This is a genomic window from Pseudolysinimonas sp. 10J20-29 (assembly GCF_055809595.1).
The window spans coordinates 2,132,762-2,154,577 of the sequence record NZ_CM147917.1; the positions used below are offsets into that span (position 1 = coordinate 2,132,762).

A 21,816-nucleotide genomic window follows, 5' to 3' on the forward strand; every position below is an offset into this window, starting at 1 on the left:
TTCTAGCTCTCGAGTGTCTGTGCCAGGCAGCGCAGCAGGAGCGCGCTCGAGGCGGCGCCCGGGTCGAGGTGGCCGGCGCTGCGCTCCCCGAGGTAGCTCGCGCGGCCCTTGCGGGCGACGAGCGGCTCGGTGGCGTCGCGCCCCTTCTCGGCGGCGTCCGCCGCGGTCGCGGCCGCGTCGGCGGGGCTCTTGCCCTCGGCCAGCGCGGCGTCGAAGGCGTCGAGGGCGGGAGCGAGCGCGTCGAACATGGTCTTGTCGCCGAGCTCCGCCTTGCCGCGCGCGACGATGCCGTCGAGCCCGGCCCGCAGGGCCGCCGCGAGCGCCGCACCGTCGAATTCGGTGACGGCGCCCGCGGTCATGCCCATCCGGAGGAAGAACGTGCCATACAGCGGACCGCTCGCGCCGCCGACCGAGGTGACCAGGGTCATCCCGACGCTCTTGAAGAGCTCGTCAGCGGTGGCGGGAGTGCCCTCGTCCAGCTTCGCCATGACCGCGGCGAAGCCGCGAGCCATGTTGGCTCCGTGGTCGGCATCGCCGATCGCGGAGTCGAGCTCGGTGAGATAGGCGCGCTGCTCCGTCACCTGAGTGCGGTAGTTCTCGAGCCATGCCACCAACTGGGCGAGGGGGACCGTGCTGTTCGTCATGTCAGTTCTTCCGTTTCCTTGCGTGTGTAACTCAGACGCCCCAGCGAAGGCCCGAGGTGTTGACGGGAGCATCCCACAATCCGAGCAGCTCGTCGTCTGCCTTGAGCACCGTCACCGAGCAGCCCGCCATGTCGAGCGAGGTGATGTAGTTGCCCACCAGGTTGCGGGCGATCTTCACCCCCGCCTTCTCGAGCAGCTTGGCGACCTCGCCGTACATCAGGTACAGCTCGATGAGCGGCGAGCCGCCCATGCCGTTGAGCATCACGATCGACGGCCCCGACGTGAAGTCGAGGTCGGCGAGGATCGGCTCGACGAGCTGCTGGGCGATCTCGTGCGCCTCGGCGAGCGGCACGCGGTGGCGTCCCGGCTCGCCGTGGATGCCCACGCCGATCTCCATCATGTCCTCGGGCAGGTCGAAGGTCGGCTTGCCGGCCGCGGGCACCGTGCAGCTGGTGAGCGCCATGCCCATCGAGCGGCCGGAGTCGTTGACCTTGTTGGCGAGGGAGACGATCAACGCGAGGTCGCGGCCCTCCTCCGCCGCGGCACCGACGATCTTCTCCATCAGGACGGTGACGCCGACACCGCGGCGACCCGCGGTCCAGGTCGAGTCCTGCACGGCGACGTCGTCGTTGGTGACGACCGTCGCGACCTCGACGCCAGCTTCCGCAGCGGCGAGCTCGCCCGCCATCTCGAAGTTCATGACGTCACCGGTGTAGTTCTTCACGATGTGCAGCACGCCAGCACCGCGGTCGACGACCTTGGTCGCCTCCTGCATCTGGTCGGGCGTCGGCGAGGTGAATACCTCACCGGCACATGCCGCGTCGAGCATGCCGAATCCGACGAATCCGCCGTGCAGCGGCTCGTGGCCGGAGCCACCGCCGGAGACGAGCGCCACCTTGCCGTCGGCCTTCGGGGTCGCGCGGTAGATGATCCGGTTCTTGTGGTCGACCGTGAGGTCGGAGTGCGCGGCCTCGACGCCGACCAGGGCGTCGGCGAGAACCGCCTCGGGGGCGTTGATCAGCTTCTTCATGCGTTGGCCTTCTCTTCCGTGAGGGCGGTCTTCAGGCCGGTCTTGTCGGCCTGGGTCTTCGAAATGGCACCGAACAGCAGCGCGGCGACGATTCCGCCGAGCACCTCAGCGAGGATGTACACCCAGTACTGCTCCCAGGCGACGTCGCCGCCGAGAATCGACTGCACGATCATCGGGCCGGTGGTGCGCGCGGGGTTGATCGAGGCGCCGGTCGCCGGGGCGACGGGGATGATCGCCGCGAAGACGACGAGGCCGATCGCGAGGCCCGCCCAGCCGGGCGCTGCCTTGCGGTGGATGACACCGAACACGGCGAAGACCAGCAGGAAGGTGCCGATGAACTCGGCGAACAGCGCCTGCGGAACAGACACGACCTCCGGGTCGAACGCGGCAACGCCGAGTCCGAGCTCACTCGCGCGCATGCCGAGAACGCCGACGATGGCGAAGGCGCCGGCGGTCGCGCCGAGCACCTGGGCGATGAGGTAGCCGGGCACCGACTTCCACGGGAACTTGCCGGTGACGGCGAGGCCGAGGGTCACAGCCGGGTTGATGTGGTTGCCGGAGATGTAGCCGAACACGTACACCGTGACGACGACGATCGTGGCGAACGACAGCGAAATGAAGCCCAGATCGCCACCGGTGAACGGTCCGTCACCTCGCGCGATCGCGAGCGCCGGCACGGAGCCGACGCCGACGAAAACGAGGAAGGCGGTGCCGAGGAACTCCGCGGCAAGCTTTTGCCACGTGCTGTTCTCATCCATATGTACTCCTTTGGACATGCGGTTTTCTCTCGATGCGGCGGATCCGCAAGCGTTTCTTTTCGGAACGCTATTCGATAATGTCGAATATGCTCCGGTATTGAGGGTGTTGTCAAGCCCGAGGAGTGAACGGCAAGGGCGCCGACCGCGCCCATAATGGAGACCTCATCGAAAGGGGTGGCGGTGATTCAGGCCATCGACCGCGCAGCGAAGGTGCTGAGCTCGCTGCAGGGCGCGCGGCACCTCGGCATCACCGAACTCGCCGCCGCACTCGAGCTCCCCCCGTCGACCGTGCACGGCATCGTGAAGTCGCTGCAGCAGCACGGACTGGTCGCGAAAGAGCGCGGCAGCAACCGCTACATGCTCGGCCCGGCGCTGCTCAAGCTGAGCAACGTCTACCTCGACACGCTCGACGTGCGCGCTCGCGCGATGCGCTGGACCCGCGAGCTCTCGCGGCGCACCGGGCTCGCCGTCCGACTCGGCGCGGAGCTCTTCGACGAGGTGATCGTCATCCACCACAACCGCCGCCCCGACGGCAGCCAGCAGATGCTCGAGACCGGGCTCACCATCCCGGCGCACGCCTCCTCGATGGGCAAGATCCTGCTCGCCTACGACGCCGACTACGCGGCCGAAGTGCTCAGCAAGCCGCTGCGGAGCCTCACCGGCGACACCGTGACGGATGCCGCCAAGCTCTCGCTCGGACTCGCCCAGATCGCCAGTCGCGGGCTCGCGACCGAGGAGGACGAGGCCGTGCTCGGCGAGTCGAGCGTCGCCGCCCCCGTCTCGGATGCCTCCGGCAACGTGGTCGCGGCCGTCGCCGTGGTGGTGCCGACGAGCGAGTGGCCGCCCGAGGATCCGGTGCTCAACGACCTGCGCGAGACCGCGCGCAACATCTCGCGCGAGCTGGGCGCGTCAACCTGGCCGCCGCGCGCCCCCGACGGCCCCGTCATCGCGGACGAGGACGACGACCTCAGGCCGTGAGCGCCGTCACCCCGACGGCGGCGAGCGCCCCGAAGACGACGCCCCACATCACGATCGAGACGATCTGCCACACGATCACCTGGCGCTGCGAGGCGCCGAACCCGACCATCGCGGCCGACGTGATCTGGCTGGGCAGCACGGTCTGACCCAGCAGGCTGACCCCGGGCACAGCCCAGCGATCGAAGCTCCGCTTCAGCCGCTCGCGACGGGGTGAAAGGGGCTTCGCGCCGACGCCGGCCTTGGCGCGCGCCGACGCGGCGACCGCCACGAACACGATCATCGATCCGACATTGCCGACGACGGCCGCGAGGATCGCGACGACCGGCGATACCCCCGCGAGGACGCCGATGGCGGAGCCGAAGTACGACTCCACGAATGGAATCGCGCTTGCCGCCATGATCGCCAGCCATTGCAGAACCGACGGCGCGCCATCGACCCAGCCCTGGAGCCCCTCCAACAACGTCACCCTCCCCGTGGTCGTCGTCGAATGCCGCGACGCGGCCTGCGCCGCGGCTGCGGACGTGCTCTAGAGCCCCGCGATGATCTCGCGCATGAGGGCCGCAGCCTCGCTCGGCGTCTTGCCGACCTTGACGCCGGCCGCCTCGAGGGCTTCCTTCTTGGCCTGAGCCGTTCCGGCCGAACCGGAGACGATCGCGCCCGCGTGGCCCATGGTCTTGCCCTCGGGCGCCGTGAAGCCGGCGACGTAGCCGACGACCGGCTTCGTCACGTTCGCCTTGATGAAGTCGGCCGCGCGCTCCTCCGCGTCGCCGCCGATCTCGCCGATCATGACGATCGCCTTGGTCTCGGGGTCGGCCTCGAAAGCCGCGAGCGCGTCGATGTGCGTGGTGCCGATGATCGGGTCGCCGCCGATGCCGATCGCGGTCGAGAAGCCCAGGTCGCGCAGCTCGAACATCATCTGGTAGGTCAGGGTGCCCGACTTCGACACGAGGCCGATCGGTCCCTTGCCGGTGATGTTGTTCGGGGTGATGCCGACGAGCGACTCACCGGGCGTGATGATGCCGGGGCAGTTCGGGCCGATGATGCGGGTCTTGTTGCCCTTCGCCTTGGCGTGGGCCCAGGCCTCCGCCGTGTCGAGCACGGGGACGCCCTCGGTGATGACGACGAGCAGCGGGATCTCGGCGTCGATCGCCTCGACCATCGCGTCCTTCGTGAATGCCGGCGGCACGAACGCGATCGAGACGTCGGCGCCGGTGGCCTCCATCGCCTCCTTGACGGTGCCGAAGACGGGCAGGCTCACGCCGCCGTCGTGCTCAACCGTGGTGCCGGCCTTGCGCGCGTTGACGCCGCCGACGATCTGGGTTCCGGCCTTGAGCATGAGGGCGGTGTGCTTGGTGCCTTCGCCGCCCGTGATGCCCTGCACGATGACCTTGGAGTCCTTGTTCAGGAAGATCGACATTCTGTTTCTCGATTCTGGAGTTCGATACGCCGCGAACGGCTACTCAATCAGCGGGATACCGGCGGGCTAGGCCGCGGCGAGTTCGGCGGCCTTGTCGGCGCCCTGGTCCATGTTCTCGGCGATCGTCACCAGCGGGTGGTTGGCCGCCGCGAGAATCGCCCGGCCCTCCTCCACCTGGTTGCCATCGAGGCGCACCACGAGGGGCTTGGTCGCGGCGTCGCCGAGGATCTCGAGCGCCTTCACGATGCCGTCGGCCACCGCGACGCACGAGGTGATGCCGCCGAAGACGTTGACGAAGACGCTCTTGACCTGCTCGTCACCGAGGATCACGTCGAGCCCGGCCGCCATGATGGTCGCCGAGGCGCCGCCGCCGATGTCGAGGAAGTTGGCGGGCTTGACGCCGCCGTGGTTCTCGCCGGCGTAGGCGACGACGTCGAGGGTCGACATGACGAGCCCCGCACCGTTGCCGATGATGCCGACCTGGCCGTCGAGCTTCACGTAGTTGAGGTCGTGCTCCTTGGCCTTCGCCTCGAGCGGGTCGGTGGCGGCCGCATCCTCGAGCTCTTCGTGCTCGGGGTGACGGAACGCCGCGTTCTCGTCGAGCGAGACCTTGCCGTCGATGGCGAGGATCGCGCCGCCGCCGGTGAGGATCAGCGGGTTGACCTCGACGAGCGTCGCATCCTCCTTCACGTACACGTCGTACAGGGTGACGAAGACGGGAGCGACCTGGTCGACCAGCTCGGCGGGGAACTTCGCGGCGATCGCGATCTCCTTCGCCTTGGCCAGGTCAAGTCCCTCGCCCGGGTCGACCTCGACGCGCGCGAGGGCGTCGGGGCGCTCTTCGGCGAGCTGCTCGATCTCCATGCCGCCCTCGTAGCTCGAGAGCGAGAGGTAGGAGCGGTTGGCCCGGTCGAGCAGGACGGAGAAGTAGTACTCCTCCTTGATGTCGGCGCCCGCCGCGACCATGACGCGCTTGACGACGTGGCCCTTGATGTCGAGGCCGAGGATCGCCTCCGCGGCGGCCTCCGCCTCATCGGGCGTCTTGGCGACCTTGACGCCGCCGGCCTTGCCGCGGCCTCCGACCTTCACCTGCGCCTTGACGACGGTCACGCCGCCGAGCTTCTCCGCGGCCGCGCGGGCCTCGGCGGGGGTGTCGGCAATGATCCCGGGGAGTACGGGAACCCCGTACTTCTCGAAGAGGTCACGGGCCTGGTACTCAAAAAGATCCACGCTTTTGCTTCTTCCGTTGCAGTGGAGGGATGCGGTGCCGCGTTGCCGAGATAGTTCGATATCGAGACAGTTGGGCCAACAGGCACTCTACCTGCTCCGGCTGGAGCGTTTTCTCGACGGCGCCGATCCGGGCCGGGAAAGTTCAAGGTTTCTTGCCGCCCGGGTGCGACCATGAGGCATGCCGAGGCGCGATCGCGAGCTGGACCGCTACACGCGGGAGGGCGCGCTGCTGTTCGGCGGGGTGCTCGCGATCCTGCTGCAGCTGGGCGATCCGGTGGTCGCCCGCGGCGTCGCCGCGCACAGCTCGTTCGCGACGGATCCGCTCGGCCGCCTGCGGCGCACGCTCGAGTACGTGTACGCGATCCGACTCGGCCGCGACGAGCATGAGCGCCTCGCCCGCCAGCACGTCAACCGCGCCCACGCGGGCGTGCCGGGGGCCCGCGAGGCGGAGCACCAGCTCTGGGTGGCGGCGACGCTCTACGCGGTCGGCGTCGAGACCCACGAGCGCCTCGTCGGGGGCATCGCCGACGCCACGCGCGACGAGATCTACGCGGCGAGCGCGCGGCTCGGCACCGCCCTGCAGCTGCCCAAGGATGCCTGGCCGGCCACGCGCGACGCGTTCGAGGAGTACTGGGCCGAGCGCGTCGCGCGGCTGGAGTTCACGCCCGAGGCGCTGATCGTCGCCGAGCAGCTGATGCACCCGTCCGGCCCGTGGTGGCTGCGCCGCGCGATGCCGTTCGTGGTCGAGGTGACGGCGGCGCTGGCGCCCGCGGCGGTGCGCGCGCCGCTCGGCCTCACCGAGGATCCGGCTCGGCACGCGCGGGCGCTCCGGCGAGCGCGCACGCTCGTCCGGGTCACGCCGGGGCCGCTGCGACGCCTGCCGTCACGCCTCCTGCTGCGCGGACTGGTCGCCGGGCGACCTCACTCCGCGAGGATGCCGTAGAGCGACTTGCGCAGCGCCTCCATCTCGGCGATCGCGCGCGTGCGCTGCTCGGCGGTGGCCTCGTGCGGGAACTGCCAGAGCGCGCGCATCAGCCGACCCGCCGCGTCGCGATACTCGCGCAGCTCGGCTCGGGCGTCGGCGCGGTCGGCGCCGACGTTCCACGCCGCGGCGATCTCGTCGGCGTGCTCGTCCACGTAGGTGCGGCCCTCGTCGGTGAGCGCGAACTCGCTCGCGCGACCGCCGCCGCCGGTCGAGGCGATGAGCTCCTCGTCGACGAGCTCCTGCAGGGTCGGGTAGACGGAGCCGGGGCTCGGCCGCCAGGCGCCCTCCGAGCGCTCCTGGATGCGCTTGATGAGCGAATAGCCCGAGCCGGCCTCCTCGGCGAGCAGCCCGAGGATGGCGGCGCGCACGTCGCCGCGCCGGGCGCGCCCGCCGGGGCCGCCACGGCGGCCGCGCGGGCCGAACGGGAAGTCGAAGGCCTCGGGACCGAAGCCCGGTCCGCCGCTGAAGCCGGAGTCGAATCCGGGGCGGCGTCCGCGGGATTCCCAGCCGGGGTGAGAGGAGTGGTTCATGGTTTCTCCTGAATGTCGCGGGATCGCGACGAAGTATTCGCGATAGCTCAACGATATATCGCTAATGCATCGCCCACAAGACCCCTAGGCTGTGCGCGTGAGATTCGCTGCGCTGCGCGCCCGCTGGTACAAGGGCTATCTCACCGGGGGAAGCCTGCTCATGGCGGGCGACAACGCCGAGCACGCCCTCACCTACTGGGTCATGTGGCAGCTGTTCGAGTCCCCGCTGCTCGCCGGCTTCGCCGTGGTCAGCCACTGGGTGCCGCACCTGTTCTTCTCGATCCCTTTCGGCGCGCTCGCCGACCGCTTCGACAACCGGCGCATCATCCAGATCTCCTGCGGCATGTTCATGCTCGCCTCGCTGATCTGGGGCGTGCTCATCCTGAACGATGCGCTCGAGGTGTGGCATTGCATCCTGCTGCTCCTGCTGCACGGCTTCGCCAGCGCCCTGTGGCGCCCCGCCGACCAGGTGATGATCTACGACATCGTCGGGCCGCGCGACCTGCCGAGCGCCGTGCGACTGATGGCGACCGGGCTGAGCCTCGGCCAGCTCGTCGGCCCCGCCTTCGGAGCGGCGATGCTCTTCACCGTCGGACCCGGCATCGGGATGCTGCTCAACATGGCGATGTACCTGCCGTTCGTCGTCTACCTCGCCCGCACCCCGCTCGACGGGCACCAGCACCGCACCACCCCGCGCCCGCGGGTCCACGTGCGCGACGTGTTCACGGTGGTGAAGAAGCTCCCGCGCTACCCGTCGATCTTGATCGTCATGATCGTGCAGGGCGCGACCGGGCTGTTCATCGGGGCTGCCCTGCTGCCGCTGTTCCCCGAGTTCGGCAACCTGCTCGGACTCGACGACTCGGGTCTCGGCTACGGGCTGCTGATCGTGTCGATGGCCGCGGGCGCGGTGATCGGCGGGCTCAGCCTCGAAGCCATCGGGCGCATCCGCACCGGCGTCGGCCTCGCCGTCGGCGCGGCGATCGTCTACGCCGCCTGCCTGCTGATCTTCGCCGTCTCGCGCGAGTACCTGGTCTCGCTGCCGATGCTCCTGCTGGCCGGATTCGCGCTCATCTGGTCCGAGTCCTCCGGCCAGACGGTCGTGCAGCTGGACGCGCCCACCGACGAGCGCGGTCGCTTCGTCGGGGCCTCGAGCGTCACCGGCTTCGGCTTCCGCGCCGGCAGCGGCGTGCTGGTCGGCATCCTCGGCGGCATCGTCGGGGTGAGCGGAGCGCTCGCCATCGATGCCGGGGCGCTGCTGCTGATCGCGGGCGCGCTCGGCATCGTCGTGCTGGCCCGCGGCATCCGCTCGCGCGCCGACGCGCCGCACGCGCCGGTGCTCGCCGATCCCGAGGACTGAGCCGCCGCGCGGGCCGCGGCCAGCGCGGCGCAACCCGCGCCGGCGCCCGCGCCGCCCCCCAGCGTGTCGCTTCCCCGGAGATTTCGCCGCGCCTTTCCCCGCCCCATTCCTCGCAGTGGGTCACTTCTCCGGAGTTTTCGGATGCGCGACACCCGACCGCCCCGGTATCGCAGGCATCCGGCGCAGAACCTCCGGAGAAACGACACACTCGCGCGGGGAGGGCCGGCGCGCGGCTCCGGAGAAACGACACACTCCGGATGCGCGGGGCGCGCGGGTCGCGGCAGCGCCGGACGGCCCGGCTAGAGCTTCTCGATCGGCGCGATCTTGATCAGCAGGCGCTTGCGCCCGGCCGACTCGAACTGCACCTCGGCCACCGACTTCGGGCCGGTGCCCGAGACGTCGGTGACGCGGCCCTCGCCGAAGTCGGCGTGACGGATGCGGTCGCCGACCGCGAGCGCCAGGTCGCCGTTGTCGCGCACCTTGTTGGTGACCGGGCTCGCCCACTCGGTCTTGGCCCGCGCCGGCGGCAGCGAGGTCGAGTAGGAGAAGCGGTCCTCGCGCGGGCTGCGCGCGTTCAGCGCGCGCGGGCGCAGGCCGCCGCGCGAGGTCGCGTCGCCCGGGCTCTGGCGCCACTCGATGAGGCCCGTGGGGATCTCCTGCAGGTAGCGCGAGGGCATCGCGACCGTCGTCTCGCCGAAGGTCGAGCGGCTCATCGCCAGCGACAGGTGCAGCTTCTTGCGCGCGCGCGTGATGCCGACATAGAACAGGCGCCGCTCCTCGGAGAGACCGCCCGGCTCCCCCGCCGACATCTGATGCGGCAGCAGCCCCTCCTCGACCCCGGTCAGGAACACCGCCTCGAACTCGAGGCCCTTCGCGGTGTGCAGGGTCATCAGCGAGACGGTGCCCGAGCTGTCGTCGAGGTCGTCGGCGGCGGCCACGAGCGCCACCTCGGTGAGGAAGTCGATCAGGCCGCCCTCGGCGTTGTTGCGCCCGAACTCCTTCGTCACGGCGACAAGCTCTTCGACGTTCTCGATGCGCGCCTCGTCCTGCGGGTCGCGGGTGGCGCGCAGCGCCTCCACGTAGCCGGTCTTGTCGAGCAGGAACGTCAGCACGTCGGCGGGAGCGCCGCCGGGTCGCCCGCCGCCGGGGGTCGTCGCGATGCGCGTCGCCTCGTCGAGGGTCGCCGCGAGGGTGAGGATCGCCGCGGTCACCTTCGGCCCGAGACCCAGCTGGTCGGCATCCCGCAGCGCGTCGCGCAGGGGAACCTCCAGGCGGTCGGCGTGCGCCTGCAGCGCCGCCTCGGTCGCCGGGCCGATGCCGCGCTTCGGGGTGTTCATGATGCGACGAAGCGCCAGGTCGTCCGCGGGGTTCGCGACCTGGATCAGGTACGCCATCGCGTCCTTGATCTCGGCGCGCTCGTAGAACTTGGTGCCGCCGAGCACCCGGTAGGGCAGCCCCGAGCGGATGAAGATCTCTTCCAGCGCTCGCGTCTGCGAGTTGGTGCGGTAGAACACGGCGATGTCGCTGTAGCGCATGCCCGCCGAGTGCAGGGTCGCGATCTCGTCGGCGACGAACTGCGCCTCGTCGTGCCCGGAGTACCCGGTGTAGCCGACGATCGGATCGCCCGCCCCGACGTCGGTGAACAGGTTCTTCGCCTTGCGGTCGAAGTTGTTCGAGATGACGGCGTTCGCCGCGTCGAGGATGTTCTGCGTGGAGCGGTAGTTCTGCTCGAGCAGGATCACCTTCGAGTCGGGGAAGTCGCGCTCGAACTCGACGATGTTGCGGATGTCGGCCCCGCGGAACGCGTAGATCGACTGGTCCGAGTCGCCGACCACGGTGAGCGAGGCGGCGGGGATGCCGCCGTCCGGCGCGAGGCGCATGCGGGTGTCGGCGGGCACGTGCTCGGGCTTGACCGCCCGCACCAGCTCGCGGATGAGCGAGTACTGCGCGTGGTTGGTGTCCTGGTACTCGTCGACCAGCACGTGCCGGAACCGGCGCTGGTAGAGCGCCGCCACCTCGGGGAAGGCCCGGAACAGGTGCACCGTCTCGCCGATCAGGTCGTCGAAGTCCATCGCGTTGGCGCGGCGCAGCCCCGCCGTGTAGCGGCGGAAGATCTCGAGGAACATGACCTCTTTGGGGTCATCGGCGTTGACGTTGCGCGAATACGTCTCGACGTCGGAGAGCTCGTTCTTGAGCTTGGAGATCTTGGCGCTCACGTTGCCGGGGGTGAAGCCGAAGGTGTCGGCATCCATCTCCTTGATGATCCGCTTGATGAGCGCGCGGCTGTCGGCGGAGTCGTAGATCGTGAAGCCCTGCGTCATGCCCATCACCTCGGCCTGACGTCGCAGGATGCGCACGCACGCGGAGTGGAACGTCGAGATCCACATGCCCTCGGCGGCACCGCCGACGAGCTGGTTGACGCGCTCGCGCATCTCGGCCGCCGCCTTGTTGGTGAAGGTGATGGCGAGGATCTGGCTCGGCCACGCCTCACGGCTCTGCAGCAGCCCGGCGATGCGGCGGGTGAGGACGCTCGTCTTGCCCGATCCGGCACCCGCGACGATCAGCAGGGAGGGGCCGCGGTGCAGCACCGCCTCGCGCTGGCGCGGGTTGAGCCCCTCGAGCAGCGCCTCGTCGACCGCGATCGGGCCGCCGGCGCTCTCGGCAGGGGGCATCCAGGCCTCCGGGTCGGAACCGAAGGGGACGGAGTCGGTGGGGAGGAAGCTCATGACCGGTCGAGTCTACGGCGGGCCGGCGACGAGGACAGCGGTCGGGCCCGCCCAGGAGGGAGCGGGACCGACCGCCGGGCCGTGTGCGGCTACGCCGCGGGCTTGAGCGTGATCGGGCTGCGGCCGACCGCGAGCCAGATGCCCGCCACGACGAGCCAGAGGCCGCCGACGAGCCCGCTGAGACCGGGCACGCCGGAGACGACGAACGCGCCGCCGACCAGGATCGCGAGGATGCCCGAGAACGCGCCGAGTCCGCGCGAGACGCTCCGCTCGACGAACGCCATCCAGGCGACCGCCGCCGCCGCGATCACGACGCCGAGCCACGGAAGGTAGGGGCCGAAGTCGGTCAGCATGTAGTAGACGAAGAGGCCCTCCTCGCCGTACAGGCCTGCCTCGGGGCCGTCGAAGCCGTAGTTGGCGAGGGCGCCCTTCCAGCCGTAGGCGAGCGTGAGCCCGGCCGCGGAGGCGAGCAGCCCGCCGCTGACGACGCGGGCGGCGATCGAGTTCGCGTAGGCGTTCTCGACGCGCACGCGCCACGCGCCGTGGAACACCAGCATCGCGGCGATCGCGGCGAAGCCGAGCAGGAAGCCGAGGTAGTTGTTGGTGCGGGTGATGTCATCCATGTCGCCCGGCGTCACCTCGTAGGGGATGCCGTCGGCGACCGCCTGCATCTCGGTGATCGGGCGCACGTCCATCAGAATCGTGGCGGTGAAGCCGAGCGCCCCCGCGAGCACGGCCCACAGCGGCCACAGCCGGTTGCGGTCGGGAGCCGGCGGGGCCAGTTCGGCGGGTGCAGGGTCGGGAGAAGTCGTCTCGGTGCTCATGGCAGTCCTTTCGCGGGGGAAGCGCACGTGTGCGCGGGCCGCGACAGCACGCGGGCCGAAGAGGACGCTACGAGCTTCGGGGGCCGCGAACGGCGGTTCCCGCGGGCCGATTACGCCGCGTTTACGTCCGAGGGCGCAGGGCGCGCGGCAGGTCGGGGTGATCCGCGAACACCCCGTCGAGTCCCGTGCCGATGAGAAGCTCGAACTCGCGCTGCCAGTCGCCCCAGGCGGCGGGCGACGACCCGCGGCGATGCGGCGGCGCGAGGAAGCGGTTCTCGGGGCGCAGCGTCCAGGTGTAGACCTCAAGCCCGGCATCGTGGGCGCGCGTCACGAGATCGGTGGCCCGCATCCCGTCGCCGTCCGTCTTCATCAGCAGCGCCTTGTTCACGCTGATCCCGTCGACCTCGGCGGCGAGGCGCGTGAGACCGGCGGTGGTCAGCTGCGTCGAGTAGGCCGGCGCCTGGCGGCCGAACCTCGCGCGCAGGTCGGGCGCGGCCCCCGACTTCTCGATCAGGTAGACGAATCGCGCCCGCAGCCCGAGGTCGCGCAGCTCGGTGAGCGCGGACTGCTCGAAGCACTCCACCGTGAGCTCCGGCCGCCCGCTCCAGGCGGCCAGCTCGCGGGCCACCGCGCGCTCGAGCGGCAGGCCGATCGAACGCGAAGTAGCTCGGATGCTTGACCTCGGCCACCAGCCCGATCGCGCGTCCGGTGCGCGCCCGCGCCTGCTCCAGCAGGTCGAGCAGGTCGACCAGTCGGAGGATCGGCTCGTGCCCGTCGAAGGTGGTCGAGCTCTGCCGGAGCTTCGGCAGACGTTCCCGGGTGCGCAGCGTCGCCAGCTCGGCCCAGTCGAAGTCCTCGGTGAACCAGCCGGTGAGCTTCTGCCCGTCGACGATCTTGGTGGCGCGCCGGTCGGCGAACTCGGGGCGCTCGGCCACATCGGTGGTGCCCGAGATCTCGTTCTCGTGACGGATCACGAGCACGCCGTCGCGGGAGCTCACGATGTCGGGCTCGACCGCATCCGCGCCGAGCGCGATCGCGAGCTCGTAGGCCGCGCGGGAGTGCTCGGGACGGTAGCCGCTCGCGCCGCGGTGCCCGATCACGAGGGGCTCGGTGGAGGTCACGGTGCCACGATAGTGTGGCCGCATCATGGCTCCCCGCGACCGCGCCCCCTCATTGGAACGCCGGTCGCCGTGGCGGGAGCCCGCCTCCCTCATTCCGCTGCGCTGGGGCTGGTATCGCGAGCGCCTCGCGCTCGGAACGGCGCTGATCGTCTCGGGCGGCATCGCCATCGCCGGATCGAACACCTGGTCGCTGTGGCTGCTCGGCCTCGGCACGACCGCCTACCTGGTCGGATGGAGCATTCTGCCGTCCGCGGGCTGGCGGCGCGTCGTCGTGCTGTTCCCGGCGACGCTCGCCGCCTGGCTGCTGCTCACCGGGCCGCGCTTCATCGGCGTGCTCGTCGTGCCCTACCTGGCGTGGCTGCTGGTGCGTCACCGACCGCCGCGCAGCTACGCGACGGTGCTGTTCGTGATCGCCACCTCCGTGATGATCGTGCGCATCGTCACCAGCCGCTCGGTGTTCACCGAGTACGAGTACATGACAGTCGCCCTCGGCTCCGGCCTCGCGGTCATGGCCCTCTCCGCGTGGGCGGCCCGCGCGCTGCACGCGGCGGGCGCCGCCAGACCGCTGCCCGCGAGGGTTCGCGCCGAGCGGGGCGCCGCTCCGCCTGCGGCGAAAAGTCAGCATCGCGAGCGCGAGACTTCCTAGACTAGGAGCGGCGACGCAGCCGCGTCGCTTCGCCCCCGAATTATCGAGGACACACAGACACCATGGCCGAGTTCGCCTACCGCAACATGCCCACCAATCCGCAGGCTGCTGCCGCGTCGGCCGCCGTCATTCCGACCGCGGCCCAGCTGAACCAGCAGTTCACCCAGCCGACCGCCACGCCGGACCAGATGGATCGGATGAGCTACGAGGACACGATCGCCAAGATCGTGGGCGCCTTCGCCGTGCTCCTGGTCGGCGCAGCCGTCGGCTGGTTCGTGCCCGCGCTCTGGATTCCCGCCGCCGTCGTCGGCCTCGTGCTCGGCCTCGTCAACGCCTTCAAGAAGCAGCCCTCCCCCGCGCTGATCCTCATCTACTCGGGAGTTCAGGGCGTCTTCGTCGGAGGCATCTCGGCCTTCTACGCGAGCCTCTGGGACGGCATCATCCCGAGCGCCGTGCTCGGCACCCTCGGCGTCGTCGCCGTCACCCTGGCCCTCTTCGCCAGCGGCAAGGTGCGCGCCTCGAAGCGTGCGACGAAGATCTTCCTCGTCGCGATGGTCGGCTACCTCGCCTTCTCGCTCATCAACGTCGGCCTCATGGTGTTCGGCGTCACCGACTCGATGTTCGGCGCGCGCGACTTCACGATCCTCGGCATCCCGCTCGGCGTGATCCTCGGCATCTTCGTCGTCATCATGGCCGCGTACTCGCTCGTGCTCGACTTCGACTTCATCAAGCGCGGCATCGACTCGGGCGCCCCGCGCGTCTACGGCTGGACCGGCGCCTTCGGCATCATCGCCACGGTCGTCTGGCTCTACCTCGAGATGCTGCGACTGCTCAGCTACTTCATGCCGCGCAACTAGCGCGTCAACGCGAAAGCGGCCCGAGCCTGGAAAGGCTCGGGCCGCTTTTCGTTCACGGCTCAGCGGGACAGCTTCGGGTCACCCTGTGCGCCGAGCCCCGGGACGGGGCTCGGGGAGCAGCCCGCGACGGCCAGAAATGGCCGTCGCCCACGGGCTACTCCCACTCGATGGTTCCCGGCGGCTTCGACGTGACGTCGAGCACGACCCGGTTCACCCCGTCGACCTCGTTGGTGATGCGGTTCGAGACGCGCGCCAGCACGTCGTAGGGCAGACGCGTCCAGTCGGCGGTCATCGCGTCCTCCGAGCTGACCGGGCGCAGCACGATCGGGTGGCCGTAGGTGCGGCCGTCGCCCTGCACGCCGACGCTGCGCACATCGGCGAGCAGCACCACCGGGCACTGCCAGATCTCGGCGTCGAGGCCGGCCGCGGTGAGCTCCTGGCGCACGATCGCGTCCGCCGCGCGCAGCAGTTCGAGCCGGTCGAAGGTGACCTCGCCGACGATGCGGATGCCGAGCCCGGGCCCGGGGAACGGGTGGCGCCCGACGATCGCCTCGGGAAGCCCCAGCTCGCGGCCGATCGCGCGCACCTCGTCCTTGAACAGGGTGCGCAGCGGCTCGACGAGCTCGAACTGCAGGTCCTCGGGAAGCCCGCCCACGTTGTGGTGGCTCTTGATGTTGGCCGTGCCCGTGCCGCCGCCCGACTCGACGACGTCGGGGTAGAGCGTGCCCTGCACGAGGAACTTGATCGGGTCGCCCTCCGCGGCGAACTCGGCGACGAGCTCCGCCTGCGCGGCCTCGAAGGTGCGGATGAACTCGCGCCCGATGATCTTGCGCTTCGTCTCGGGGTCGCTGACGCCCGCCAGCGCGGTGAGGAACTGGTCCGCCGCATCCACCGTGACCAGGCGGATGCCGGTCGCCTCGACGTAGTCCTTCTCCACCTGCTCGCGCTCACCCTGGCGCAGCAGGCCGTGGTCGACGAAGACGCAGACCAGCTGGTCGCCGACCGCCTCGTGCACGAGCGCCGCGGCCACGGCCGAGTCGACGCCGCCGGAGAGCCCGCAGATCACCCGACCCGAGCCGACCTGGGCCTGGATGCGCGCCACCTGCTCGGCGATCACGTTGTCGGCGTTCCACTCGGGGGCGATCCCGGCGGCACGGTGCAGGAAGTTCTCCAGCACCTGCTGGCCGAACGCCGAGTGCTTCACCTCGGGGTGCCACTGCACGCCGTAGAGCTTGCGCTCGTCGCTGCCGAAGGCCGCCACCGGGGTCGAATCGCTGGAGGCGAGCACCTCGAAGCCCTCGGGCGCCTTCACGACCGAGTCGCCGTGGCTCATCCACGCGCTCTGGGTAGGCGGCTGCTCGTTCAGGAACACGCCGCCGTCGCCGGCGAGGCGCACCTCGGTGGAGCCGTACTCGCGCGCGCCGGTCTTGGCGACCTCGCCGCCGAGCTGCTGGGCCATCACCTGGAATCCGTAGCAGATGCCCATCGTCGGAATGCCGAGCTCGAGGATCTCCGGGTCGAGGCTCGGCGAACCGGGCTCGTAGACGCTCGAGGGGCCGCCCGACAGCACGATGCCGACCGGGTTCTTCTCGCGGATCTCGGCCGCCGTGATCGTGTGCGGCACGATCTCGCTGTACACGCTCGCCTCGCGCACGCGGCGCGCGATCAGCTGCGCGTACTGGGCGCCGAAGTCGACGACCAGAACCGGGCGCGATTCGGCGTGCTCGGCGGCAGCGGCATCCGGGTTGTGCGTCACGCGGTCACCTCGACCGGGCTCGCGGCGTCCTCGACCTTGGCGATTTCAGCTTTCACGAACTTCGGCACCTCGTATTCGAACCAGAACGACAGGAAGGGGATGATTCCGCCCAGCGCGATCCACAGGAACCGGAGGAAGCTGAACCGCAGCATCCGCCAGAGCATGAAGTCGAGCGCGAGGTAGAGCACGTAGAGCCAGCCGTGCACCGACAGCAGCACGACCGAGAGGTTGATCGCGGTGAGCTGGCCCACCTGGGTGAGCGCCAGGAAGCCGAAGGGGCCGCCCAGTTCGATGTCGAGGTGGAATCCGTAGCGGAACACCATCATCAGGACGAGTCCGAGCAGGAAGAACCCGGTGATCATGGCCGAGACGCGGTACACCGCGAGGACCGTGCGGATGCGGGGAACGTCAGAGAGACTCGGTCCGGCAGGCATGGCTCTAGTCTACGGTCGCCGCCTCGACCTCTTTCTCGACCTCGTCCATCACGAGTCGGTACCAGAGGTAGAAGGCGAAGCCGGCGAAGATCAGCCACTCGAGCGCGTAGAACAGGTTCAGCAGGTTCACCGAGGCCTCGGGAAGCGGCGCGGGCGCGTCGATCAGGGCGAGCCCGTCGGGCGCGGTGTCGGAGATCAGATAACCGCCGTAGACGGTTCCGCGGTAGTCCGACCAGGCGTTGACGAAGTCGGCGATCGACACCGCCGAGCGCTCCCCCGTCTCCAGATCCTCGGTGCGCGGCGCCTCGCTCGGCAGGTAGCGCCCCTGCAGGTCGACGATCGCGTCATCGGCGGGAGCGGCGGCGCGCGCCTCCGCCTCGGTCGCCGACCAGCCGAGCGCGACCGCGAGCGAGACCGGCTCGGCGGCGTCCGGCGCCTCCACCAGCAGCCGCGCGACCGTCCAGTATCCGGTGTCGCCGTCGTGCAGGCGCGACGCGAGCACCAGGGTGTCCTCCGGCGCGAACCGGCCGCTGACGGAGACGAGCCTGCCGAGCTGCTCTCCGGTCACCGACACCGCCGGCGTCGCGAGCTCAGTCAGCGGGACCACCGTCTCGGTGTCGACCTCGTTGACGACGCTCGCCGCGAGGCTGCGCTCCAGCTGCCACCGGCCGAGGCCCGCGAACGCCGCCGCGACCGCGAGCACGAGCACGAGAGCCGCGATCCACTTCGCCTGCCGGGCGAGGCGCCAGAAGCGCGTCGAGGTGCTGTCGTTCAATATTCCGGATCCCTCTCCCGCGTCGGCACGATACCGTCGCTCTGCTCCGCGGCCCGGGCGGCGCGCGCCGCCGCCTCCTCGACCTCGTCATGCTCCTCGCGGCGCAGCCGCGCGCGGCGATCGCTCGCCGGGCTCTCGGCGACGCGGCGCTCCTCGGCCGCCGCCTCGGACACCTGCTCCGCCTCGGCGGGCTCAGCGGACTCGGCCGCCATGATCTCTTCGGCGAACGCGATGAGCGGGTCGACCGGCGCCGCGACGCCCGCGCGCGCGGCACGCCGCCGCCGGAGCACCGCCCCGAACTTCTCCGAGTTCACCGCCAGCACGGGGCCGATCACGGCCATCGAGAGCACGTAGAGCCCCGCGAACGGCGTCAGGCGCTCGTCGAGTCCCGCCGCGGCGGCGAGCGTCGCCAGGATCAGCGCGAACTCGCCGCGAGTCTGCAGCATCGCGCTGACGTTGAGCCCCTGGGCGGCCGTGAGCCCGTTGAGGCGCGCGATCAGCTGCCCCCCGGCGGTGTTGATGATGAGCGTCACGACGATCGCCGCCACCACCGGCCAGACGACCTCGCCGAAGGTCGAGGGGTCCAGCGCGAGGCCGAAGGCGAGGAAGAAGAAGGCGGCGAACACGTCGCGCAGCGGCCGCGTGAACTGCTCGATGCGCGCCCGCAGATGCGTCGAGCCGAGCACCAGCCCGATCAGGAACGCGCCGATCGCGTCCGACACCCCGAGCAGCTCGCCGATGCCGCCGAACGCGACGGCGAGGCCGAAGAACAGGATCGTGAACAGCTCGTCATCGCGCGTCTGCACGAGCCTCGCCACCAGGCGGCCGCCGAACCGGGCGAGCGAGAACATCGCCACCAGGAACGCGAACGAGATCGCCAGCTCCACGACGATCGGCCAGAGCTCCGTCTCGCCGCCGATCACGACGCCGACGATCGCCAGATAGATCGCGATGAACACGTCCTCCACGACGGCGATGCCGAGGATCACCGGCGTCTCGCGGTTCGCCAGCCGGTGCAGCTCGATCAGGAGCTTCGTGATGATCGCGCTCGACGAGACGCCGGTCATCCCGGCCACGATGAGCGCCTCGCGGGACCCCCAGCCGAGGAACAGGCCGAAGGCGAAGCCGACGCCGAAGTTGATCGCGATGCGCGTGCCGCCCGAGATCAGCAGCGCCTTCGCGTTGCCGAAGAACTCGTCGAGATCGAACTCGAGGCCGAGGCTGAACAGCAGGAAGATCAGCCCGAAGATGGCGACCAGTTCGACGTCGTCGGCGCTGAAGTCCAGCGGGAACAGCGCGAAGTTGGGGCTCGCCAGCAGCCCCACCAGCATGTAGATCGGGATCGCCGGCAGACCGATGAACTTGCCGAGCCGTCCCAGCACGTAGGCGATGAGGAACAGGACGCCGAGGACGAGGAGTTCTTCGCCGTGCATGCGCTACTCCCCGGGCGGGGAGTCCTGCACGGGGATCGCCGTCGTCGGCGTCTTCACCTTGACCTCGCCCGTGCGGTAGAACTGGAACGCCTTCGCCACCTTCTCGGGGCTTCCCGCCACCACGAGGGTGTCGCCGGGGAAGACCTTGAAGTCCTCCGCCGGCGCCGGGTTCGCCGCATCCGAGCGCACGATCGCGACCACCGTCACCCCGGGCAGTCCGCGGCTCGCCATGTTGCCCAGGGGCTGACCCGCGATGTGGTCCTCGTAGTCGACGTGGAACCAGTCGATCGACAGCCCCGGGATCTCGTCGATGCCCGAGATCGCCTCGGTGATCCGCGTGCCGCCGAGGAGCTCCGCGAGGGTGTGCGCCTCGTCCTCGTCCAGCCGCAGCGAGACCTTGTTGCCGTCATCCACCTCGTCCGCGTCCGCGAAGGCGATCAGGTCGCTGTGACCCGAGCGGTGCGTGATGACGCCGACCTTTCCGCCGTCACCGGAGATGAAGGTGTGAAGCACGCCGACACCGGGCAGTTTGACTCGACGAACGTCGACCATTCACGGCTCCTCTCGGCGCGAGTGAGGTCAGTCTAGTTGGGGCTGAATTCCGGCGCCTGACGGCGGATGCGGTCGGCCGACTCGTCGTCGGGCTGACGCTGGCTCTCCAGCTCCGCCTCGACGCGCGCGCGGTACAGCGCGACCTCGCGCTCGATGCGCGCCGCGTCCCAGCCGAGCTCCTCGCCCATCAGCCGTGCGGCGACCGGCGCCGCCGCGATTCCGCGATCCCACGACTCGATCGAGATGCGCGTGCGGCGCGCGAGCACATCGTCGAGGTGCAGCGCGCCCTCGTGGCTGGCCGCGTAGACCACCTCGGCGCCGATGTAGTCGTCGGCGCCCGGCAGCGGATCCAGCAGCTCCGGCCGCGCCCGGATCAGGTCGAGCAGCTCGTCGGTCAGCACCCCGTAGCGGTCGAGCAGATGCTCGACCCGGAACTTGTGGATGCCGAAGGCGCGCGCGATCTTGCCCCGCTTGTTCCAGGCCGCCTGGTAGCCCTCGGCCCCCAGCAGTCCGATGTTCTCGGTCACCGAGTCGGCGGTGCGGCCGTCGAGGGCCGCGACGGCCTCGTCGATCGCATCCTTCGCCATCACGCGATAGGTCGTCCACTTGCCGCCCGCGACCACGACCAGCCCTGGCACGGCGTGCGCCACGACGTGCTCGCGGCTGAGCTTGCTCGTCTCATCGCTCTCGCCCGCAAGCAGCGGGCGCAGCCCGGCGAACACGCCCTCGACGTCGTCGCGCGTGAGCGGCACCGACAGAACCTCGTTGACGTGATCCAAGATGTAGTCGATGTCGGCGGCGGTCGCCGCGGGATGCGCCTTGTCGAGCGTCCACTGGGTGTCGGTCGTGCCGATCAGCCAGTGCCGACCCCACGGGATCACGAACAGCACGCTCTTCTCGGTGCGCAGCAGCAGACCCAGCTTCGAGTGGAAGCGGTCGCGCGGCACCACCAGGTGCACGCCCTTCGACGCGCGCACCTTGAACTGTCCGCGCTCCCCGACCATCGCCTGGGTTTCGTCGGTCCACACGCCGGTCGCGTTCACGACCTGCTTGGCCATGATCTCGAAGTCCTCGCCGGTCTCCACGTCGTGCGCCTTCACGCCGACGACCCGCTGCCCGACCTTCACGAAGCCGACGACCTTCACCCGGTTGGCGACGTGCGCCCCGTAGAAGCTCGCTGTGCGCGCGAGCGTCGCCACGTAGCGCGCGTCGTCGACCTGGGCGTCGTAGTAGCTCAGCCCGCCGACGAACGCGTCATGGCGCAGGCTCGGCGCCGCCCGCAGCACCTGCCGCCGGCTGAGGTGGCGGTGATGCGGCACCCCCGGCGGGCGGAGTCCGGTGTAGCTGAAGATGTCGTACAGCAGCATCCCCGCGCCGACGTAGGCGCGCTCCAGCAGCGGCTGGGTCAGCGGGTAGAGGAACCGCACCGGCTTGACCAGATGCGGAGCGATCCGCTGCAGCAGCAGTCCGCGCTCGATGAGGGCCTCCCGCACGAGCGGGAAGTCGAGCTGCTCCAGGTAGCGGATGCCGCCGTGCACCAGCTTCGAGCTGCGGCTCGAGGTGCCCGAGGCCCAGTCGCGCGCCTCCAGCATGCCGGTGCGAAGGCCGCGCGTCACCGCGTCGAGCGCCGCCCCGGCGCCGACGATGCCGCCGCCGATCACGAGCACATCGAGCTCTTTGGCGCGCATGTTCGCGAGGGCGGCCGCCCGCTCCTCCGGTCCCAGCTTGTTCGACCGGGTGACAGAAGCAGGGCTCATGCGAAC

General features: G+C 70.2%; 20 protein-coding genes and 1 pseudogene. 5 read left to right on the forward strand and 16 right to left on the reverse strand.

All coding sequences use genetic code 11. From position 1 onward, the window contains the following. Positions 1-2 precede the first annotated feature (2 nt). From dhaL to AC0L6Y_RS10290, 3 genes are read right to left on the reverse strand one after another with little or no spacing between them, the layout of a single operon-like run. Positions 3-644, reverse strand: coding sequence for a dihydroxyacetone kinase subunit DhaL (gene dhaL / locus AC0L6Y_RS10280; RefSeq protein ID WP_473551911.1), 642 nt, complete (start codon positions 642-644; stop codon positions 3-5). Positions 645-675: 31 nt separating this feature from the next. Continuing rightward, positions 676-1,674, reverse strand: coding sequence for a dihydroxyacetone kinase subunit DhaK (dhaK, locus tag AC0L6Y_RS10285; RefSeq protein ID WP_473551916.1), 999 nt, complete (start codon positions 1,672-1,674; stop codon positions 676-678). Beyond that, a complete protein-coding gene (locus AC0L6Y_RS10290; protein WP_473551920.1) occupies positions 1,671-2,432 on the reverse strand; it encodes an MIP/aquaporin family protein in 762 nt (253 codons plus the stop codon). Before AC0L6Y_RS10290 ends, dhaK begins: the two co-directional genes overlap by 4 nt. Positions 2,433-2,612: 180 nt before the next feature. Between AC0L6Y_RS10290 and AC0L6Y_RS10295 the strand changes: the two genes are divergently transcribed. After that, complete coding sequence (locus tag AC0L6Y_RS10295; RefSeq protein ID WP_473551923.1) at positions 2,613-3,410, forward strand: IclR family transcriptional regulator; 798 nt, start codon at positions 2,613-2,615, stop codon at positions 3,408-3,410. On the opposite strand, the gene AC0L6Y_RS10300 is transcribed toward AC0L6Y_RS10295, so the two are convergent. From AC0L6Y_RS10300 to sucC, 3 genes are all read right to left on the reverse strand, one after another. Continuing rightward, positions 3,400-3,876 (reverse strand): hypothetical protein, encoded by a 477-nt coding sequence (locus tag AC0L6Y_RS10300; protein ID WP_473551929.1) that lies wholly within the window; start codon positions 3,874-3,876, stop codon positions 3,400-3,402. The two genes, AC0L6Y_RS10295 and AC0L6Y_RS10300, sit on opposite strands and share 11 nt — an antisense overlap. Positions 3,877-3,936: 60 nt before the next feature. Continuing rightward, complete coding sequence (sucD, locus tag AC0L6Y_RS10305; protein ID WP_473551934.1) at positions 3,937-4,827, reverse strand: succinate--CoA ligase subunit alpha; 891 nt, start codon at positions 4,825-4,827, stop codon at positions 3,937-3,939. Between the two features lie 66 nt (positions 4,828-4,893). Then, positions 4,894-6,057, reverse strand: coding sequence for an ADP-forming succinate--CoA ligase subunit beta (gene sucC, locus AC0L6Y_RS10310; protein WP_473551940.1), 1,164 nt, complete (start codon positions 6,055-6,057; stop codon positions 4,894-4,896). 178 nt (positions 6,058-6,235) lie between these two features. Between sucC and AC0L6Y_RS10315 the strand changes: the two genes are divergently transcribed. After that, a complete protein-coding gene (locus AC0L6Y_RS10315; RefSeq protein ID WP_473551945.1) occupies positions 6,236-7,000 on the forward strand; it encodes an oxygenase MpaB family protein in 765 nt (254 codons plus the stop codon). Here AC0L6Y_RS10315 and AC0L6Y_RS10320 read toward each other — a convergent pair. After that, on the reverse strand, positions 6,979-7,572 hold the full coding sequence (locus tag AC0L6Y_RS10320) for a PadR family transcriptional regulator (protein ID WP_473551950.1): 594 nt from the start codon (positions 7,570-7,572) through the stop codon (positions 6,979-6,981). The two genes, AC0L6Y_RS10315 and AC0L6Y_RS10320, sit on opposite strands and share 22 nt — an antisense overlap. 97 nt (positions 7,573-7,669) lie before the next feature. Between AC0L6Y_RS10320 and AC0L6Y_RS10325 the strand changes: the two genes are divergently transcribed. After that, positions 7,670-8,929 carry an MFS transporter gene (locus AC0L6Y_RS10325; RefSeq protein WP_473551956.1) on the forward strand — a complete coding sequence of 420 codons (1,260 nt, stop codon included), beginning with the start codon at positions 7,670-7,672 and terminating at the stop codon, positions 8,927-8,929. A gap of 299 nt (positions 8,930-9,228) precedes the next feature. Here AC0L6Y_RS10325 and AC0L6Y_RS10330 read toward each other — a convergent pair whose 3' ends face one another. From AC0L6Y_RS10330 to AC0L6Y_RS10340, 3 genes and pseudogenes are all read right to left on the reverse strand, one after another. Further along, positions 9,229-11,601: an ATP-dependent helicase gene (locus AC0L6Y_RS10330; RefSeq protein WP_473558449.1), complete on the reverse strand. Its 2,373-nt coding sequence runs from the start codon at positions 11,599-11,601 to the stop codon at positions 9,229-9,231. Between the two features lie 143 nt (positions 11,602-11,744). Next, positions 11,745-12,479 carry a hypothetical protein gene (locus tag AC0L6Y_RS10335; RefSeq protein WP_473551958.1) on the reverse strand — a complete coding sequence of 245 codons (735 nt, stop codon included), beginning with the start codon at positions 12,477-12,479 and terminating at the stop codon, positions 11,745-11,747. A 121-nt stretch (positions 12,480-12,600) separates the two neighbouring features. After that, positions 12,601-13,624 (reverse strand): annotated as a pseudogene (locus AC0L6Y_RS10340) (glycerophosphodiester phosphodiesterase family protein). Position 13,625: 1 nt separating this feature from the next. Between AC0L6Y_RS10340 and AC0L6Y_RS10345 the strand changes: the two are divergent. Next, positions 13,626-14,246, forward strand: a complete 621-nt coding sequence (locus AC0L6Y_RS10345) for a hypothetical protein (RefSeq protein ID WP_473551960.1) — start codon at positions 13,626-13,628, stop codon at positions 14,244-14,246. Between the two features lie 62 nt (positions 14,247-14,308). Then, positions 14,309-15,103, forward strand: a complete 795-nt coding sequence (locus tag AC0L6Y_RS10350) for a Bax inhibitor-1/YccA family protein (RefSeq protein WP_473551963.1) — start codon at positions 14,309-14,311, stop codon at positions 15,101-15,103. 154 nt (positions 15,104-15,257) lie between these two features. Here the strand turns inward: AC0L6Y_RS10350 and guaA are convergent, their stop codons facing one another. Genes guaA through AC0L6Y_RS10380 form a run of 6 tightly spaced genes read right to left on the reverse strand, consistent with a single transcriptional unit; the run spans position 15,258 to position 21,810 of the window. Continuing rightward, complete coding sequence (gene guaA / locus AC0L6Y_RS10355) at positions 15,258-16,859, reverse strand: glutamine-hydrolyzing GMP synthase (RefSeq protein ID WP_473551965.1); 1,602 nt, start codon at positions 16,857-16,859, stop codon at positions 15,258-15,260. After that, positions 16,856-17,293 (reverse strand): DUF3817 domain-containing protein, encoded by a 438-nt coding sequence (locus AC0L6Y_RS10360; RefSeq protein ID WP_473551968.1) that lies wholly within the window; start codon positions 17,291-17,293, stop codon positions 16,856-16,858. The genes guaA and AC0L6Y_RS10360 overlap by 4 nt, the downstream gene beginning before the upstream one ends. Before the next feature lie 4 nt (positions 17,294-17,297). Next, positions 17,298-18,068, reverse strand: coding sequence for an SURF1 family protein (locus tag AC0L6Y_RS10365; protein WP_473551970.1), 771 nt, complete (start codon positions 18,066-18,068; stop codon positions 17,298-17,300). Continuing rightward, a complete protein-coding gene (locus AC0L6Y_RS10370; RefSeq protein ID WP_473551973.1) occupies positions 18,065-19,501 on the reverse strand; it encodes a cation:proton antiporter in 1,437 nt (478 codons plus the stop codon). The genes AC0L6Y_RS10365 and AC0L6Y_RS10370 overlap by 4 nt, the downstream gene beginning before the upstream one ends. A gap of 3 nt (positions 19,502-19,504) precedes the next feature. After that, positions 19,505-20,053 (reverse strand): cation:proton antiporter regulatory subunit, encoded by a 549-nt coding sequence (locus AC0L6Y_RS10375; protein ID WP_473551976.1) that lies wholly within the window; start codon positions 20,051-20,053, stop codon positions 19,505-19,507. 32 nt (positions 20,054-20,085) lie between these two features. Continuing rightward, positions 20,086-21,810, reverse strand: a complete 1,725-nt coding sequence (locus tag AC0L6Y_RS10380; protein WP_473551980.1) for a glycerol-3-phosphate dehydrogenase/oxidase — start codon at positions 21,808-21,810, stop codon at positions 20,086-20,088. Positions 21,811-21,816 lie beyond the last annotated feature (6 nt).